The sequence below is a fragment of the Kosakonia arachidis genome (genome assembly GCF_900116535.1).
Classification (GTDB): domain Bacteria; phylum Pseudomonadota; class Gammaproteobacteria; order Enterobacterales; family Enterobacteriaceae; genus Kosakonia; species Kosakonia arachidis.
Map to the genome: position 1 here is coordinate 370,138 of NZ_FPAU01000001.1, position 18,027 is coordinate 388,164.

The 18,027-nt window shown below is 54.7% G+C and carries 12 protein-coding genes; 6 read left to right on the forward strand and 6 right to left on the reverse strand.

The annotated features are described in order from the left end of the window. The first annotated feature begins 160 nt into the window (after positions 1-160). From BM427_RS01800 to BM427_RS01815, 4 genes are all read left to right on the forward strand, one after another. The gene (locus tag BM427_RS01800) at positions 161-2,725 is read left to right on the forward strand and encodes a type VI secretion system Vgr family protein (protein WP_090118671.1); all 2,565 of its coding nucleotides are present in this window, start codon (positions 161-163) and stop codon (positions 2,723-2,725) included. Further along, entirely contained in the window at positions 2,722-4,962 is a 2,241-nt protein-coding gene (locus BM427_RS01805) for a T6SS effector phospholipase Tle3 domain-containing protein (protein WP_090118673.1), read from the forward strand. The genes BM427_RS01800 and BM427_RS01805 overlap by 4 nt, the downstream gene beginning before the upstream one ends. Before the next feature lie 33 nt (positions 4,963-4,995). After that, positions 4,996-5,712 carry a T6SS immunity protein Tli3 family protein gene (locus BM427_RS01810; RefSeq protein WP_244316599.1) on the forward strand — a complete coding sequence of 239 codons (717 nt, stop codon included), beginning with the start codon at positions 4,996-4,998 and terminating at the stop codon, positions 5,710-5,712. 122 nt (positions 5,713-5,834) lie between these two features. Beyond that, positions 5,835-6,188, forward strand: coding sequence for a hypothetical protein (locus BM427_RS01815; RefSeq protein ID WP_090118677.1), 354 nt, complete (start codon positions 5,835-5,837; stop codon positions 6,186-6,188). Between the two features lie 10 nt (positions 6,189-6,198). Here the strand turns inward: BM427_RS01815 and BM427_RS01820 are convergent, their stop codons facing one another. The 4 genes from BM427_RS01820 to BM427_RS01835 are packed head-to-tail and all read right to left on the reverse strand — an operon-like array spanning position 6,199 to position 10,522. Then, positions 6,199-7,023: an ABC transporter ATP-binding protein gene (locus tag BM427_RS01820; RefSeq protein WP_090118678.1), complete on the reverse strand. Its 825-nt coding sequence runs from the start codon at positions 7,021-7,023 to the stop codon at positions 6,199-6,201. Beyond that, entirely contained in the window at positions 7,016-7,849 is an 834-nt protein-coding gene (locus BM427_RS01825; RefSeq protein ID WP_090118680.1) for an ABC transporter permease, read from the reverse strand. Before BM427_RS01825 ends, BM427_RS01820 begins: the two co-directional genes overlap by 8 nt. After that, positions 7,849-8,898, reverse strand: a complete 1,050-nt coding sequence (locus BM427_RS01830; RefSeq protein ID WP_090118682.1) for an ABC transporter permease — start codon at positions 8,896-8,898, stop codon at positions 7,849-7,851. Before BM427_RS01830 ends, BM427_RS01825 begins: the two co-directional genes overlap by 1 nt. A 55-nt stretch (positions 8,899-8,953) precedes the next feature. Beyond that, positions 8,954-10,522: an ABC transporter substrate-binding protein gene (locus tag BM427_RS01835; RefSeq protein ID WP_090118684.1), complete on the reverse strand. Its 1,569-nt coding sequence runs from the start codon at positions 10,520-10,522 to the stop codon at positions 8,954-8,956. An 828-nt stretch (positions 10,523-11,350) separates the two neighbouring features. Here BM427_RS01835 and BM427_RS01840 point away from each other — a divergent pair. Beyond that, positions 11,351-13,021 (forward strand): methyl-accepting chemotaxis protein, encoded by a 1,671-nt coding sequence (locus tag BM427_RS01840; RefSeq protein ID WP_090118686.1) that lies wholly within the window; start codon positions 11,351-11,353, stop codon positions 13,019-13,021. 333 nt (positions 13,022-13,354) lie between these two features. Here BM427_RS01840 and entD read toward each other — a convergent pair whose 3' ends face one another. Further along, the gene (gene entD / locus BM427_RS01845; RefSeq protein ID WP_090118688.1) at positions 13,355-14,017 is read right to left on the reverse strand and encodes an enterobactin synthase subunit EntD; all 663 of its coding nucleotides are present in this window, start codon (positions 14,015-14,017) and stop codon (positions 13,355-13,357) included. 283 nt (positions 14,018-14,300) lie between these two features. Continuing rightward, on the reverse strand, positions 14,301-16,556 hold the full coding sequence (locus BM427_RS01850) for a TonB-dependent siderophore receptor (protein ID WP_090118689.1): 2,256 nt from the start codon (positions 16,554-16,556) through the stop codon (positions 14,301-14,303). Between the two features lie 251 nt (positions 16,557-16,807). On the opposite strand from BM427_RS01850, the gene fes reads away from it, so the two are divergent. Beyond that, positions 16,808-18,016 (forward strand): enterochelin esterase, encoded by a 1,209-nt coding sequence (gene fes, locus BM427_RS01855; RefSeq protein WP_090120640.1) that lies wholly within the window; start codon positions 16,808-16,810, stop codon positions 18,014-18,016. The last annotated feature ends 11 nt before the right edge of the window (positions 18,017-18,027 follow it).

Consider the following 18,027-nt stretch of genomic DNA (forward strand, 5'->3'; position numbering starts at 1 on the left):
GAAATTTCTTAAAATGCATCAAAAAGATGCATTGGCGCATATATATACAGTTAACCTTTAAAAAATAAAGGGATTAAGCTGTATAGTTTGTCACCTGATGTGAACTTAACGCAAATTTCTTATTGCTGAAAGGTCAGTCATGTGACTGCAAGGGATGCTTATGAATGGAAGCGAAATTCGTTTTTCGAATAACTCAGTGTTATTCAACCCAGAAGAAAGTCTGAACAAATACCTGCTCAACATCAGCCGCTCAGATTTGATTGCCGATGTGGAATCATTCACCGGTGAGGAAGCGCTGAGTTCGCCTTACCGTTACTCAATCCGCTTTACCTCTGCGAGCAATGGCGATGATGCCTTTCATATCGTGCAGAAAAAAGCCACCTTTACCCTCCGTGCGGCAAACCCAGAGTGGTCGAAATACCTTCCCGACCGTGATAAATGGACCGTGCTGCGCAAAATACCCGGTGTGATTACATCAATTAACAGGATAAGCAGTAGCGCAGATGAAACATTGTATGAAGCCGTGCTGGAACACCCGTTGGCGTTGCTGGATATGCGCTATCGAAGCGCCATCTACCAGAATGTTTCTGTACCGGAGTTGGTCAAAAGCATATTAAAAGAGAATGGCTTCGAAGGGTACGAAATCAATTTTGATCGGCTTTTCTGGGCATATCCGCAGCGAGAGATGATAGTTCAGTGGAAAGAAACGGATCTGGCCTTTATTCGCCGTTTGCTGTCAGAAGTGGGCATCTGGTTTCGCTTTGAGCTGCATCCTGAGCATGACCATATTATGGTCATGTTTTTTGGTGATTCGGGGGCACATTATATTCGCCGCTACAAAATTGCGGCTATCAATCCTGCGGGAATGACCGGTGATCTGTTTACCGTGCGCAATCTGATGACGCGGCATGCTGTCGTTCCTGCATCCGTCAGTGTACGAAACTATAACTACCGCGAGAGTAAAATGCTCCGAACGCTGGAGGAATGGGCCGATTTATCCCGTCAGCCAGAACTGGTCAGCGGTGGAGAATATCACTACGGGGATATTCATCTTAGTGCGGGAGACAGATGGAGCAACAGACGAGGGCAAGAGGCTGAAACCAGCTGGCACTATGCCCGTATACGTCATGAATATCTGCTGACAAAGATGATTGCACTGGAAGCAACTACTGACGATCCCATGATTGTGCCTGGTCACGATATCGATATCAGCGGTGGAGCACCAGCGGCGTTCGTGGAAGGAATGGTCGTGACACGGATGCTGTCTGCGGGATCGCGCAAAAGGAGTTTCCAAAGTGAGCTTAGCGGGGTTCCTTACAGTAAGATCTGGACTTTCCGACCGGAACGCTTACCCCGCCCGGTCATAACCGGCACAATCCCGGCGCGAATATCGGGAATCAGTCTCAATGACCAGCTGTCACGAATAGATAATCAGGGGCGATATCGCGTCCGGTTTAACTTTGATCAGGCCGAATGGAAAAAGGGCATGGAAAGTATGCCCGTCCGGCTGGGAAGGCAATATGCCGGTGATACTTATGGCATCCATTTTCCACTGCTCGATAACACCGAGGTCGGCATTGCGTTTGAAAATGGCGACCCTGAACGCCCGTTTATAGCCCATGCCTTCCATGACGAAATTAATCCCGATCTGGTGACAGATCTCAACAGCACCCGGAATGTCATCAGGACTCCGCGAAACAACAAGTTTCGGATGGAGGACAAGCGCGGCCAGGAGCATATCAAGGTCGCGACGGAATACGGCAAATCGCAACTGAATCTGGGGCACCTGGTCGATTCCGCTGGCAAGCCGCGTGGTGAAGGCGTTGAGCTGCGTACTGACAAGCAGGCCGCGCTGCGGTCGGCCGAAGGTTTTCACATAACGACGGAAGCGCAGCCGAAAGCGACCGGTAAACAAAATGATATGGCGGCCACGATTGCACAGCTGGAATCAGCGTTGCAACTGGCTCGTTCGCTGCAGGCCAGTACCGAAATGGCAGACACGCCTTCCGCTGATCTCGCGCCGGTGACAGAACTGCGACAGAAAGTGGCTAAACAGGAACAGGCCACGTTATCAATGCATGGCGAGGCTGGCGTGGCCGTTACATCACCTGAATCTGCGCTGATACATGCCGGGAAGAACCTGACCACGACAGCTAAGCAGGATATGAACGTTAACGCATTCAGGCGTATGACGCTGGCCACAGGCGAAGTGTTCTCCGTCTTCGTGCGCAAGGCAGGGATGGTGTTTACTGCCGCCAAAGGGGCTATCCGGCTCACCGCGCAGAAAGGTGAAATCACCGCCGTTGCCAATCAGAATATCAATCTGACCAGTTCGCAGGGCAAGATTGTGCTGAATGCGAAAGATGAGTTGTTGCTCATGTGTGGCGGCGCAGGCATTCGCCTCAAACATGGGGAAATAGAATTTATCGCGCCACAATACATTCAGTTTAGAGCACCTGCTGTCGATTACATGGCAAAGGCGAGCCTCGATCATGTGAAACCCACCTTTGCCGAGGGGGAGCTTGCGCAACAGTTCCGGCTGCATGCACCAGGCGACCCCGATCATATTCTCAAGCAGCAGCGCTTCAGACTGCATAAGAAAGGCGAAGTCATTGATGGCATTACTGATGAAAATGGTGAGTCTCCGCTGCTGAATACGTCTGAGCTGGACACATGGTCACTGGAATTAGTGCATGACATTGAAAACCCGGAGGGAACCGTATGAGTGAGTCATCTGAAGTATCGCATGCGAATCCGTTTGATGAGATACCCGAACCTCACGATCCACATAGCAACGGGGCGCACAACAAGCGTTTTCTCGCGACTCAGTGTATTGGTGTGCCGGTGAATGCTGGCAAAAAGATGTACACCACCAACTGCCCCGTTCACCGACCGATGCCCGGCATCGTTATTCTGGTACATGGTGTTAACGATGTGGGTGAGGCCTATCAGAACCAGGAGCGCGGTATTATCGAGGGGCTTAAGAAAAGGCTTGGCCGTGATGATCTGTGGCCCCATGAGTGGGAGGAAAAAACGTACACAATCCGCAATGCAGAAGGGAAAATGGAGGAGTGTGCCGACCCGCAAAAAAAACAGATGGTATGCACCCGTACTGCTGCGCGTTCGCCCGTTATCCCCTTTTATTGGGGCTATCGCCCGGTTGATAAGCCTGTCTGGGATGACGATCAGCGCCGATATAGCGAAGCAATGCGAAGCAGCTATAACAGTCCACAAACGCCCTTACCGTATGACGCCTATTGCGAAAATGACCCCGAAATTCTCAAGCGCTTCGGTGGCAAATATCCGATGGACTGCTTTCACAATACCCTGGATGTAAATAACGTTTGGGGAGGTGGAACCTTTGCGAATGCGACGACCAACATACCTGACATGCTGGGGCCGGGCGCCGGTGGCGCAGCGCTGGGCATCGTTGGGTTTATGAGCCGGATTGAGCTGGCTAATGGCGGTGATTTTACCCACCCTGTTTACAGCAACCCACACCGAATTTACCAGTTTTATGCCGCTCAGAGGCTGGCAAACCTGATATTAACAATTAGAAGTAACCCAGCCACTCGCACCGATACTATTAACATTGTTGCGCATAGCCAGGGAACCATCATTACCATGTTGGCAAATATGCTGGTTAAGCAGGAGAGGGAGTCTCCGGTTGACTGCGTGATCCTCAATCACTCGCCGTACTCTCTGGAGAATCGTTGGCTTGAAAGCAGCCAACCAGGTCATCATCAAACGGATGCCGCCCGACAGCAGACCTTTGAGAATTTTTGCCGTCTGATGGCGACGAATGATAGGTTTGCGGCCAGCGGCGACGGTCTGATGAGTGCTGACGATCAGAAAGCGCTACTCGATACGATGGCTCTTCCGCGTAAGGCGTTCAGCAGCAGTTGGTATGACAATCCGTTACATCAGCGGAACAATTTCGGCAAGGTCTATAACTACTTTTGTCCGAATGATGGCACGGTATCATTACTGCCCATCCAGGGATTTGGCTGGCGAGGCATACCGCAAAAACTGGCCCAGACAATCCCTAATCTGCGCCAGCGAGTCTTTTTCCAGAACAGCAGCGTCGGCCATGCGCCGGACGGCCAACCGTTCCGCAAACCGGCAGCAGGCAAGGGCGATTTCACCTACTCTTCGCTGACAAATGCCAACTGGAATTTTCATGATGTGGTTCCCACTGGCGAAGCTCTGCCTGAGCCGTTTATCTTTACGCTGATGGGGCAACGTGATCCGCTTGATGATAATGCGGATAAGGATAAGGCCTATAAAGCGCCGGTCAGTGGTAATGATGAAATGGTGTCGTACAACGCAAAAGCCGGAGCCGCCAGTAACACCCAGCGCACGAAAGAGGAAGTTTTTAATTGCCCTCAGTGCGCTCCCTTCAAGCATCTTCGGCCTGGCCACGTCCTCACCAGAAGGGAAATCGACGTGCTCAAGTATTGGCGAAACATGGATATTGTCAGCGGCGAGGTCACGGGCGTTAACGATGCTAACAAAAAGATAGTCGTGAGGCGCAATCTGACCGAGGCCGAGCTGCATAACCTGTTTACCCGTTCTGATGATGTGATGTTCAGCCAGCATTCCGCCATTGTTATGTCACCTAAAGTACCTGAGCTGGCAATGGCCTATGACCTGGCAATTGGCCCCTGTAAGTCGTTTGATTACGACCATGGGGCTTTCTGGAGCAAGTTACTTCGGTTGGCCGACTGGCGTAGCGGATATGAAGACATAGAGGCTTCGAACTATTACAGGTCAGGGCAATTACCGGAGTCTGATACCAAGCTTTTCATGAACAAGCCTGATCAGGTCTTACCAAAAGGTGAATTTGGGGTGGTGAACCAGTTTATGAATGCTACCCGCGTGATCCCGGCTCGTTATCCGGAAGTGCATCATCAGGAAGTGGCAAACCTGCAATGGCCTATGCCGCCAGTTAGGCGGCTTTAAAACCGCGTCCACTTAGCAGAAAAGGAAATTCGCATGACAAATATATGTATGAGTCTGGCAATACTGACGGGGCTGGTATTGATGACCGGATGCGCGCAGCCGCAGGAGCCGCCGAGCCAGGTGATTTACCGGTTCGACGATCATCGTTATCTTGAACTACAGGGCTGGTACTGTGAAGGGGCGTTGTTCTACGTTGACCCGGTGCGGGGTATTCGTTCGGAAGTGGTAAGTCAATTTTACCGGGCGTTTGGAGAAAAATTCGTACATCCATCAGAGCGTTATATCGCAATACCTTCGTGGAATACCAGTGCATTTCTGGTATCTAAAAACTATGGGGCTACATGGAGAGTTGCAAGATTTGGCACTGGTTATCATAAGGTCGAGCCGGATGGTTCGTCCAGTCCTTCCAGAGAAAATATCCTCTCGTTTACTGTTATTAATGACCAGGGCTTTCTACTGACCCGTCAGGGCAATCTCTACATGAGTTCAAAGCCGTTCGAGGACCCGCGTATATTGCCCGGCGGAAAAGGCGTTGACTATATCGATGTGTATGGCGTTAAGCACCACATGCGTCCAGGATTTGCAGGAGCCGCCTGGGGAATGTCGTACATTCCGCCTAAAACAATCGACCAACTGACTGCCCAGTTCCTGACTAACTGGCAGGATTTGCCGACCCGCGTACCGGAAGTCATCAATTATAAGGGCTGGGATCGTATGCGCTGCAATATGGATAAAGGGCTACAGCCATGAATAGCGTGTTCAGAGGTGCGATGCTGAACGGTTGCAGGACGATGCTGGCGAATGCGACGGTTCCCCATCCCACGGTGTCTATGGGCATACAGATGCAGTGATAACGAGTATCAGGAGCTGGTTTGGAAAATGAGTACGCAGCACAGGCTTTTTTGGTCTGGTGCAGAGAGGTGGCCGGGGATGTGATACAGCTTTCCGTGCCTGATAACCTACTGTGTCGCAAAATTGAAAGGGTGGAGATCACTCAGCCTCAACTGGCCGTGAAAATGACCCACAACCTCGATACTGAGGGTAATACGGTCACTGAAGTATTCTATGCTGCGGCCAATAACTATCAGCCGTGGTGCATATTGAGCGAACGTCAGGAAGACAATCAGCCCCTCGTGCTGTCTGCATGCCATTGCGTGCTGACCTTGCGGCTATGCGATGGACGTAATGAGCTGATCGTCAGTCCCGACTATGACTGGGATGATTAGGCTGAAGCCGCTATCGTCGAGGCAAAAAGCCATGGCTGCGATCCAGCGTCGGCAGCATCTGGCCCCAGGTTTCTGCGCCCGGTCGGCAGGTCCACAACGTGCGGGTGTAGGGATGCTGCGCATCAGGCAGACCGCTCGCTGCCATTGTGTCCACACATTCCCCCTGGTACATCACCATTACCCGGTGGCAATGCTGCGCCACCAACGGCAGATCGTGGCTAATGAGCAGCATCGCCATTTGCCGTTGTTCGCACTGGGCAACCAGCAGTTCAAGGATCTGGTTACGCAGACGCGCATCCAGTGCGGAAGTGGGTTCATCGGCAATCAGCACATGCGGATCGTTAACCAGCGCAATGGCGATCATTACCCGCTGCCCCATACCGCCGGAGAGTTCGCCGGGGTAGCGTTGCAGCACTGCCGATTCCAGCTCTACAGACCGCAACGCTTCGTTGATCTTCTCCAGCCGCTGCTTACGGTTCAGCCGCTGGTGGAGCGTTAACGCTTCATCCAGCTGTGCCAGCACGGTTTTCACCGGATTCAGGGCGTAGCGCGGATCCTGCAATACCATCGCGATATCGTTACCACGCAGTGCGCGCCAGCCGCGATCGTTGAGCGTGGTGACATCCCGTCCCAATACATTCAGCGTGGTGGCGCTGACGTGACCCGGCTTGCGCACCAGCCCCATCAGGGCACGTGCGGTCATCGATTTTCCCGAACCGGATTCGCCGACCAGCGCCAGCCGCTCGTTGCCAAGCGTAAAGCTCAGGTTTTTCACCACCCGCGCGCCGGGGTAGTTAATATTCAGGTCGCTTACCGCGACGCGAGTCTCAGTCATGTTGCGGCTCCAGCACATCACGCAGGCCATCGCCCAGTAGGTTGAAGGCGAGGCTTGCCAGTAAGATCACCGCCCCTGGCGCTGCGGCAATCCACCATTGATCGAAAATCACCTGCATACCGTCGGCGATCATCGCACCCCATTCCGCCATCGGCGGCCGGGCGCCTAACCCTAAGAAACCCAGCCCGGCGGCAGCCAGAATAATGCCCGCAAGATCGAGCGCCAGCCGCACAATCGCCGAAGGCAAACAGAGCGGCAGAATATGGCCAAACAGCAGCCGCCAGCCGCGAATGCCCATCATCTCGGCGGCGGCCAGATAATCACTGTGGCGTAAACGTTGGATCTCGCTGCGTGCCTGGCGGGCGTAAGCGGGCCAGGTAGTGAGCGCCAGCGCCAGCGCGCCGTTTACCAGGCCGGGGCCAAGCATAGCGACAAAGGCAAAGGCGAGGATCAGGCGGGGCATCGACATCACTACATCGGTAAAGCGCATCAGCACGCGCTCCAGCCAGCCGCCATAATAGCCGGAAACAATACCGATCAGCAGCCCGACTGGCAGTGTAATGGCGGTCACCAGCGCTACCAGACCGAGTGCCGGGCGTGTGCCGTAAATTAGCCGCGAGAGTAAATCACGCCCGTAGCTGTCGGTGCCGAGCCAGTATTGCGCACTGGGTGCTTGTAAGCGTGCGGCGGCGTCCTGCCAGTTGGGATCGCGCGGCGTGAGCCACGGCGCTAACAGCGCAATCAGCAGCAGTATGGCGACAATCAGCAGCCCGCTAAACGCGGCGGGCGAGCGGCGCAGACGGCGCAGAAAAAGAGTCGTCGGCATCAGCGCACCCTCGGATCGGTTAACCGTACCAGCAGGTCGGTCAGGTTATTGATCAGCACAAAACAGACGCCAATTACCAGCGTACCGCCCATGATGGCGGTAGTATCGCCAGCGAACAGTGCCGTCGTGAGATAACGGCCAATGCCGGGCCAGGAGAAGACCGTTTCGGTGAGGACCGCGCCTTCCAGCATGCTGGTGTAGGCCAGCGCGATCACGGTCAGCAGCGTACCGCGAATATTCGGCAACACATGACGCAGCAGAATGGTCATCTCGCCTGCGCCTTTGGCGCGCGCCAGCAAAATGTACTCTTTGTTCATCTCGCTCAGGCAGGCAGAGCGTGTCAGGCGGGTAATGCTTGCCAGCGAATAATAGGCCAGCAGCAGCACCGGCAGCAGCAGGTGGCTGAGCGCATTTTTAAACGCGCCGCTGTCGCCGGAAAGCCAGGTGTCGATCAGCGCAAAGCCCGTGCGCGGCGTGACGGTGTACTGGTAGATATCATCGAGTCTGCCTGGCCCGGCGCTCCATTGCAGGCGAGCGTAAAACAGTGCCAGCATCAACAAACCCAGCCAGAAAATCGGCACCGAGTTGCCGAGCAGCGTAAAGGTGCGCACCGCGATATCCCACTGTGAACCTTTAAAGCGCGCGCATAAAACGCCTGCGAGCACGCCGAGCACACTGCCGACAACCAGCGCCAACGTTGCCAGCTCCAGCGTCGCCGGAAATGCGGCGAGCAGATCCTGCAACACCGGCTGCCCAGTCGCGCTGGCCGTGCCTAAATCGCCATGTGCCAGGTTCACCAGGTAGTGCCAGAACTGCACCGGCAAAGGCTGGTCCAGCCCCAGTTGTTGACGTACCTGATCGTAGGTGGACTGGCTGGCATGATCGCCGACAATCTGCAAAACCCGGTCAACGGGCGAGAAGGCCGACAAAGAAAAGGTCACCAGCAGTAGGCCAAAAAGTGTCAGGGCTAACGTGAGCAGCCCCTGAAATAGTGCGAGCAGAGGACGTTTTACGCGCCGCTCTGCTCTGTTGGGTAAGACCACTGACATGGACAAACTCATCTTCAGCGAAAGAACCCTCCCGCGCGGGCGGGAGGAGGAAACGTTACTTGGTGACGTGGTCGTACCATACCATATCGGCGTTTAGCCCTTGCTGGTAGCCTTTCACGTTATCGCGCACCACGATCTGTGTTTTACCTTGATCGACAAAGACATAGGGCGAGTTGTGCTGCAATTCCTGCTGCATTTTCTTGTACAGTTCGAGGCGTTTTGCCGCATCCGGTTCGGCCACTGCAGCCAGCGTTTCTTTATTCAGTTGTGGGATCTGCCAGCCATTCAGCCCGGCCACGGTGCTGGATTTACCATCGTTCCATGCAAAAGCGCTGGCGTTCGAGTGGGCGTCGAAGTAATCCGGGATCCACAAACGAATCGCCGCCTGATGCTGTTTTGCCCGCACACGAGCGTATACCTGGCTACCCGCTGCGGGCAGCAGATCCACTTTCACGCCGCCCTGGGCGAAGCTGGCCTGCATCGACTGGGCAATGGTAATAAACGGCGGTTTGTTTTCGACATCCAGCGTGAAGTGCGCATCTTTAATGCCCGCTTTGGCGAGGATCGCTTTTGCTTTCGCCGGATCAAAGGTGAACGGGTTATCCTCCAGCGCACCCGGCAGACCAACCGGCAGGAAGCTCTGGTGAACAAAATACTGGCCTTTCAGCAGATCTTTGGTGATGCCGTTGTAATCAACCAGCCAGCGCGCGGCTTCCCAGAACGCCGGGTTGTTCAACAGCGGGTTGGCGCTGTTGCCGGTGTTAAACACCAGGTAATTCTGCTCGGCGGACGGAATGCTCAATACTTTCACGCCTTTCTTATCCGCCAGCGCGCTAATTTGATCGGCGCCCAGATCGCGCGCGACATCGGCATCGCCCTGCTGGATCAGCAGACGGCGGGAAGCCGGTTCCGGCACGTTTTTAATGATGATATTTTTAAGCTTCGGCGCGCCGCCAGGCGAGCTGGCGTTGGCATCCAGCACGATGGCCTGGTGTGGCTGGTAGACGCGCATTTTAAACGCGCCGCTGCCCGCCGAATGCATCTTCAACCAGGCGTTACCGAAGTCATTGCCTTGCACATTTGCGCTGACCAGCTTCTCATCCACGATCGAGGCAATCGGTGTGGAGAGAATATTCAGTGCTACCGCCGGGCTGACATCCGCTGTCCAGTGCAGTTGCAGTGTGTGGTCATCCACTTTCTTCAACTGGCTGGCAATATTATCCGGCTGCCAGCCGAGGACGTTAAGGATAAACGCCGGGGATTTGTTGAGTGTCACCGCACGGGTATAAGAGAAAATCACATCTTCCGGGCGCAGTGGGTTGCCGGAGGCAAATTTCGCGTCGCTCTTCAGTTTGATGGTAAGGGTTTTTGCCGCGGGGTCCGCCTGCCAGCTTTCGGCCAGAATCGGGGTGATTTTTTCCGGATTTTCACGATCAGGCTGCACCAGCCGCTGGTACAGGCTCGGCACGGTTTGAATACTGGAAAGCTCATTCGCTTCCGCCGGATCAAGGCTCACAATATCGTCTAAACCCTGGGCGACGACCAACGTATCCGGCGGTGTTGCCGCATAGCTGGCAGCAGAAAGGAGCGCCAGGATGGCAACAGACAGCAGTTTTTTAGTCATAAGAAATCCCTGAAAAGTTAATATGATGTAATTATTTTATACCGCTAAGGTAGGTCAGCTTCCGTCGTTTTTTAAAGTTTAAATTCATCTTTCTATATGCTGCATGCGCATAAGCCAGATTTTTTTGTCATTAGGGGAAAAATGCGCAGGGCGAGCGCTCGCGAAGAGAGGATCACTTCGTCGAGCGCGCCAGTTGCACCGCGCCGGGTATCGCTGCGCTCGCTCGGCCTATGCACTTACAGCTATACACAACAATGCATAAGCCACAGGCCGGATAAGGCCTGCTCGCTTTCCAGCAAAATTGCTAACTCAACATATGCGAAAGGGTTCCGTTCACCAGATGTTCTGGAGTTTCAGGAATAGGGCATCACGTGAACGGGACAAGGGGAGCTACCGCGCTCCCCTTGTCAATCCCCGCGGCCCCGCGGGAAATCGGCGCTTCGCACTACGCTCACCTCCCGAGCGTCTGGCTGCAGTCGGCTCAACTCGACGTCCTGTCTCGGTTCGCCTCTGGCCGCCATCCATGGCGTCCAGACCTTGCCATTCACTCTCCGGCTCGCCGATTTCAGCGGGGACACAACCCCTCGCTGCGAAAGTTATGCCTGAAAAACGCTTATTCATCGCTGTAATCGCGTCAGCCCGGTTCGCGCAGCGTCAGCGGGCATTTCCTACCACAACATCCGCAGTGGTTGTTATCATTGTTTTCATTAAAAGCGATTGCTTTACTTCTTTTTAATCTTAATTAACTCCGCCGTAACGCCGATGGAGATTTAAGCAGCGCTGTATGACTGCTATTCCTTTTCTTCACAGCAATTTACCGGGGTTTTTATGCACTTTATTCGAAATCTAAAAATCAAAGTCGTGATGCTTACGATCCTGATCATTTTCACTCTGCTCTGGGGTTGTGTGTCGTTTTTCTCACTGCATTCATTAAACGGCTTAACGGGTGAAGTTGAACTCACCAACGTTCAGCAGGTGAACGGCGACATTATCAATAATGCCAGTGACCGCTACTATCAGGTGAAACTACTGATGGATCGCGCGATGGTTTACCAGGCAAATAACGATACCCAAAACTACCAACAAACCATCGAGCAAATCGGCAACGATATCAACTTTCTACAGGGCGGGTTGAATCAGTTTAAAGTCACCGACCACGCCAATATCAGCACCACTGCCATAGATAATATCTATAACAGTTCGCTGACCTTGTTTAACCAGGCCATTACTCCTATGTTTGCCGCTGTCAAGGGGAACAACGCCGCGAGTTACGCGCAACTGTCGAAAGATCAGTTCAGCCCGCTGCGCAGCGGTTTTTCGCGGGCTATCGTCGCTTACAACCAGGAGATCCACGATCTGAAATCGGCGGCGAACGGGCGTATAGCCAGTTGGGTGTCGGTGACACGCACCATCATTATTATCGCGATGGTTATTGGCTTGGGGATGTTGGTACTGTCGGAACGTTACCTGGCGCTGTGCCTGGGGCGTTCGCTGGAGTGGGTGAAACAGCATTTGCAGGTGCTGTCGGTCGGGAGTCTGGATAAACCGACCAGGGACCTTGGGCGCAACGAAGTCGGGCAGTTGATCCCGTATCTGGCAACGATGCAGGAGAACTGGGTGAAAACCGTCACTCAGATCCGTAACAGCGCCGGAGAAATCTATCAGGGTGCCAGCGAAATCGCTTCCGGGAATACCGATCTCTCTTCGCGCACAGAAGAGCAGGCTGCGGCACTGACGCAAACCGCCGCCAGCATGGAAGAGTTAAGCGCCGTGGTGAAACAGAACGCCGACAACGCCAGTCAGGCCAGCCAACTGGCGAAAACCGCGTCGGAAGCGGTGAACACCGGTGAACAACGGGTGCACGCGGTCATCGCCAGCATGAAGAACATTACTGAAAGTTCGCAGAAAATCACCGACATTATCAACGTGATCGACAGTATTGCTTTTCAGACCAATATCCTTGCGCTAAACGCCGCCGTGGAGGCCGCGCGTGCCGGTGAGCAGGGGCGTGGTTTTGCCGTCGTCGCCAGTGAAGTGCGTAACCTGGCGCAGCGCAGCGCCGGTGCGGCGAAAGAGATCAAAGCGTTGATCGACGAGTCAGTGGTTAACGTTAATAACGGTTACGACCAGGTGACGCTGACCAGCGAATCGATGGATAACATCCTGCGTTCAGTTACCAGCGTGACGGACATCATGGGCGAGATCGCGTCGGCATCCGGCGAGCAGAGTAAAGGGATAGTCCAGGTTGGCACGGCGATTTCGCAAATGGATAGCGTTACCCAGCAGAACGCTGCGCTGGTGGAAGAGTCCTCCGCCACCTCAGGCTCTCTGGAGCAGCAGGCTTACCAACTGACTGAAATCGTGTCGGTGTTTAAACTGCCGGGCGATGTTTCTGCGCCAGGCACCGCCAGCAAACCCGCATCCCGGGCGCCGAAAACCGGAAAACCGACGTTAACCCGCGCCAGCAAAGTGCCGGATACCGAATGGGAAGCGTTCTAATAAAAAACTGCCCGGTCGCATCGTGCGAACCGGGCGATAAAAACCCGGCGCATCAGCGCCGGGCAATCGGGTATATTTACCTTATTTACTTTCCATCATCGCCACGATACTCGCCCCCTGGCGCGTGAGTTTGCGGCTCACGCGGAACAGGATCTCCGCTTCCGTTTTTCCTGCTGCACTTCGTTAACTGACGTCATACCTTTTTGCAGTCTGCAGGGGAGAAAAATATTCCCCGCGACGTTGAAGTTTTCAAACAGATTCAGCTCCAGATACCCCCTGTCGATACCGTGCGGAGCGGGTGTCGAAGAATGCATTCTAAAAAGGAGAAAAGGATCATGCTCCGAACGGCAAATCCACTGCCAGCGTCATCACCTGCCCATGGTCGGCTTGCCAGTAGATGTTTACTTTTTTATCAATCAGTTGCGGAGAAAATTCCGCCAGAAAACACAACTCAAGATGCTGTTCATCAATGGCGGTAATGTGGGTGCAGGCAAAGCCGGGGAAGGGCTGAGCCAGCGAGGAAAACGCTTTATAAAGGCTCTCTTTCGCGCTGAAGGCGAGCGTGAGCGCCAACGTAAACGGCAGGGCGCAGTCGGCAAGCAGCGCCTGTTCCTGCGCGGTAACAATGCTTACGGCCAGTTCATTGCAAAGTGCCGGGCTGAATTGCGCCTCAATATCAACGCCGACAGGATGCGGCGCCACCACGGCAACGGCCCGCTGCCCGCTGTGACTGATGCTACCTGATACGCCCTGCGGCCAGCAGGGTTCACCTGCAAGTCCAATGGCCGGAATCGTACTGAAACCATGTTCTTGTAATGCGTGCAGCGCGGCAATACGCCCGGCCAGATGCTCGGTCTGGCGTTTTAACGCGCAGTGCGCAAGCGCATTGTGATGGGGTAGCCAGAACAGATCGGCGTGGGTAAACGTCGCGGGAAGAAAGTCAATCAGATGAAGCGTATGACCAGCGAGGGAAACAGTGTGATGAGTGGTGTGCATAGCGTTTCCTCGCCCGCTCCTCTCCCCGCCGGGAAGCGGGGGATCTTCCGTTGGAGGAGAGGGTGGGGGCAACTTAGAGCCTCTCCCGCCAGGCGTATAGGGTTGCAGCCAGTCTGGACACGGACAGCGCGCAACAACCGCAGCATACACGCCGTACGTGAGGATGACTCACTTCGCTCGGCCTATATGGCCGCCGCAAGCGGCGTTCAAAATGCCAATACATTTTATGTGAGCACAGCCCAGGACCAAAATGGCAAATAAAATAACCTAATGGGATGGGCTCTTAGAAGTGGGTGTTCACACTCATATACCAGGTGCGGCCAGACTCGTTATAGGTTTCTGCGCCAGCGCCATACATCCAGCCAGTGCTGCCGCCGGTGCTCTGGGCGTTACCCGCGCGCCAGTGGCGTTTATCAAACAAGTTATCGATACCGGCCGTCAGGCTGACGTATTTGGTCACATCCCAGGTGCCGCTCAGGCCAACAATGCTGTAAGGGCTGACTTCATTGGTGGCGGAACCGGTCACGCGGTTGCCCTGATAGTCATACTTTTTCGGCTCCTGTTTGCCGTACCAGGTAAAGGTCGATTGAACAGAAACATTTTGCACAATCTGCCAGCTCAGGGTGGAGTTTACCGTGTACTCCGGAATGATCGACAGGCGCTCACCGGTTGTTTTGTTTTTGCTTTGCAGCATATAAGTAAAGTTATTGCTCCACGTTACTGCGTCGCTGACCGGTACGTTCAGCGTGCCTTCTAAACCTTCCACCACTGCTTTTGGCACATTTTCCCATTGATAGAGATCGGTTTTGGTACTGCCGACAGAGGTCTGGCTCAGCGGTGAATAGCCGGCTTCAATCTTGTTGCGGTAATCGTTGCGGAACCAGGTTACCCCGGCCAGCCAGCCTTCATGTTTGAACTCCAGACCAATCTCTTTGTTGATGCTGGTTTCCGCTTTCAGATCGTCGTTACCCATCATATAGCAACCCACGCCGGTGCCGCTGGCGTAGCACCCCTGACCTTTACTGTAGAGGATGTAGTTCGGGTTGGTCTGATAGAGGCTCGGCGCTTTGTAAGCGCGGGCAATACCCATTTTCAGCGTGAAGTCATCGCCCAGCCCCTGCGAGAGATTCAGCGATGGGCTCCAGTTATTGCCGACAATGGTGTGATGATCAAAGCGCAGGGCTGGCGTCAGCATGGTGCTGTCGGTCAGCTCCATGTTGTCTTCCGCGAACACTGAATAGATGTCGGCGCTGGAGTAGGGGCTGCGGTTGGTGCTGTTCAGACCGGAAATCGGGCCGCCCTGGAAAGCCTGCTTATTCGATGCCATATCCTTCATTCGCTGCTGGTTCCACTCGGTTCCCAGCGTCAGCGTCTGATTGACCAGCAGCTCCAGCGGCAGGTTCACTTCGTTATGCAGCATCACATCCGAGAGATTGATATCGGTGAACGTATTGGTGTTGAATAACCCTTCCAGCCCCCCCGCCAGACCTTCGCCGAGACGCGAGTTGCGCGTGTACTCGTACTGGAGCCAGTTATTGGTGGTCACGCCGTTATCCCAGCCGCCATTCCAGGTTACAGAGTAGTTCTGGCGATAAAGACGGTTAGTCTCTTTGCCGTAGTTCTCTTTCACGTAGTTATTGGTGCTGCTGTCGTTGTTGGTATTCTGCGTATCGCCCGCATAGAGGTTCCCCTGGCGGCTGTAACCGGCTTCGAACTCCAGCGACTGCAACGGCGCGAAATCCCAGCGCACCACGCCGTTGATATCTTTATTAATCGAACCTTCGCGACCGGCGGCCATGGTGTTGGCATAGATCCCGGTACGTTCAGACTGGTGATCCTGGTTGATATCCCACGCGTCGGCCTGGGTTTTTGCCAGGTTGCCGTACAGGCGGAAGCTGACATCGCCGCCCAGCGGGCCGCTCAGGCTGAAGTCGGTACGTTTGGTGGCACCTTCGTCTTTATGTTCCGGCGTGTTGAAATAGGTGTTCCACGCGCCGTGCCATTCGTCTGTTTTATCTTTTTTGGTGATGATATTCACCACGCCTCCGGCTGCGCCGTTACCGTAACGCGCCGCTGCCGGGCCGCGGATAACCTCGATGCGTTCGATCATTTCTGGCGGCACCCAGTTGGTGTCACCACGGCTGTCACGTTCGCCGCGCCAGCCAAGGCGCACGGAGTTGCGGCTGGTAACCGGTTTGCCGTCAATCAGGATCAGGGTGTTTTCCGGGCCCATACCGCGAATATCGATTTGGCGGTTGTTGCCGCGCTGACCGCTGGTGGCGTTACCGGTTAAGTTAACGCCTGGCATGGTACGGATAATTTCAGAAACGTCGCGCGCTGGCGGGTTTTTGCGAATTTCGTCAGCGGTGATAGTGGAAACGCCCGGCGCCTGTAAATTTTGCTGCGCGGCGGTAACGACGATGGTGTCATCCTTCGCGGTGGCGTTGCTGGTATTGCTGTCTGCTGCCATGGCGGGCAAAGCAGCACCGTAGATTCCCAGATTGACCAATAAAGTCAACGTATTGATTTTGTTATTCATTTTTTACCTGCTTTTCATCGCCGCTTCCCCGGTTATCCATTCCCAGGGGGAGAGGAGGCGGCATAGTGGAGCCAGCACAAAGCGAGCTATTTCAGCCCTGAGCAGCATCGACAAAGGTGGCTAATGTAGTGAAGATGCGCTTCCCACAGCGCATAAATACGCTATTGCAAATGAAAATTGTTATCAATATTATTATCAATAAATTCCGAGGTGCAAGCAAAAGTTTCCACAGCATATTTGGGGTAATAGACGTGACGTCAACAACGGGAAGTGATGCCTGGTGGGAGTCAAAACAGGGACCAGAATGGGTGCAGGAAGCGGATGAATACCGCGTCACGTTTTGGTGGCGGGATCCGGCAGGCACGGAAACCACGTCTCCCATTCAACGGGTCTGGCTCTATATCACCGGCGTGACCGATCATCATCAAAATGCCCGGCCGCAATCGCTTGAGCGCATTGCCGGTACCGATGTCTGGCAGCGGGAGATCCGCCTTGAAGCGGGTTGGCGGGGCAGCTATTGCCTGATGCCTTCACAAAATCACGACGACTTTCCACCCGCTGTGTTTGCTGCCATTCCGCCGGATCGCGTCGCCCTGCGCGAAGGCTGGCGCAAATTGCTGGCTCAGGCGATTGCCGATCCGCTTAACCCGCAAAGTTGGCGTGGTGGGCGTGGACATCCGGTTTCTGCGCTGGAAATGCCCGATGCGCCGCCACAGCCGGGCTGGCAGGCATCTGATACCCCTTTTAATGAGCCGCAATTACTGCACTGGCGTAGCCAACGGCTGAACAACACGCGCCGGGTGTGGATCTACACCACTGGTGAGGAAAACGCCGCTGAACGCCCACTGGCGGTGCTGCTCGACGGGCAATTCTGGGCGCAGAGTATGCCGGTCTGGCCCGCTCTGGCCGCGCTCACCAACGAGGGACGATTACCGGCGGCCGTCTATGTGCTGATCGATGTGATTGATAACGCACACCGCACGCGCGAACTGCCCTGCAATGCCGATTTCTGGCTGGCGGTGCAGGAAGAGCTGCTACCTCAGGTGCAGGCGCTGTCGCCGTTCAGCGATCGCAGCGAGCATACGCTGGTGGCCGGGCAGAGTTTTGGCGGTCTCTCTTCACTTTACGCCGCGCTGCACTGGCCGCAGCGTTTTGGCTGTGTACTGAGTCAGTCCGGTTCTTACTGGTGGCCGCATCGCGGCGCAGAGCAGGACGGCATCATTATCCAACAACTTCAACGTGGTGAACTGCACCCCTCCGGTCTGCGCATTGTGCTGGAAGCGGGTGTGCGCGAACCGCTTATTTTTCGCGCCAATCAGGCACTTTTTTCTCTGTTACAACGCATACAGCAGCCGGTTTTCTGGCGTCAGGTTGACGGTGGACATGATGCGCTTTGTTGGCGCGGCGGGCTGACTTCCGGGCTGATTACCCTCTGGCAGCCATTGACCTGCACCCGCTGATGCGCCGTTCT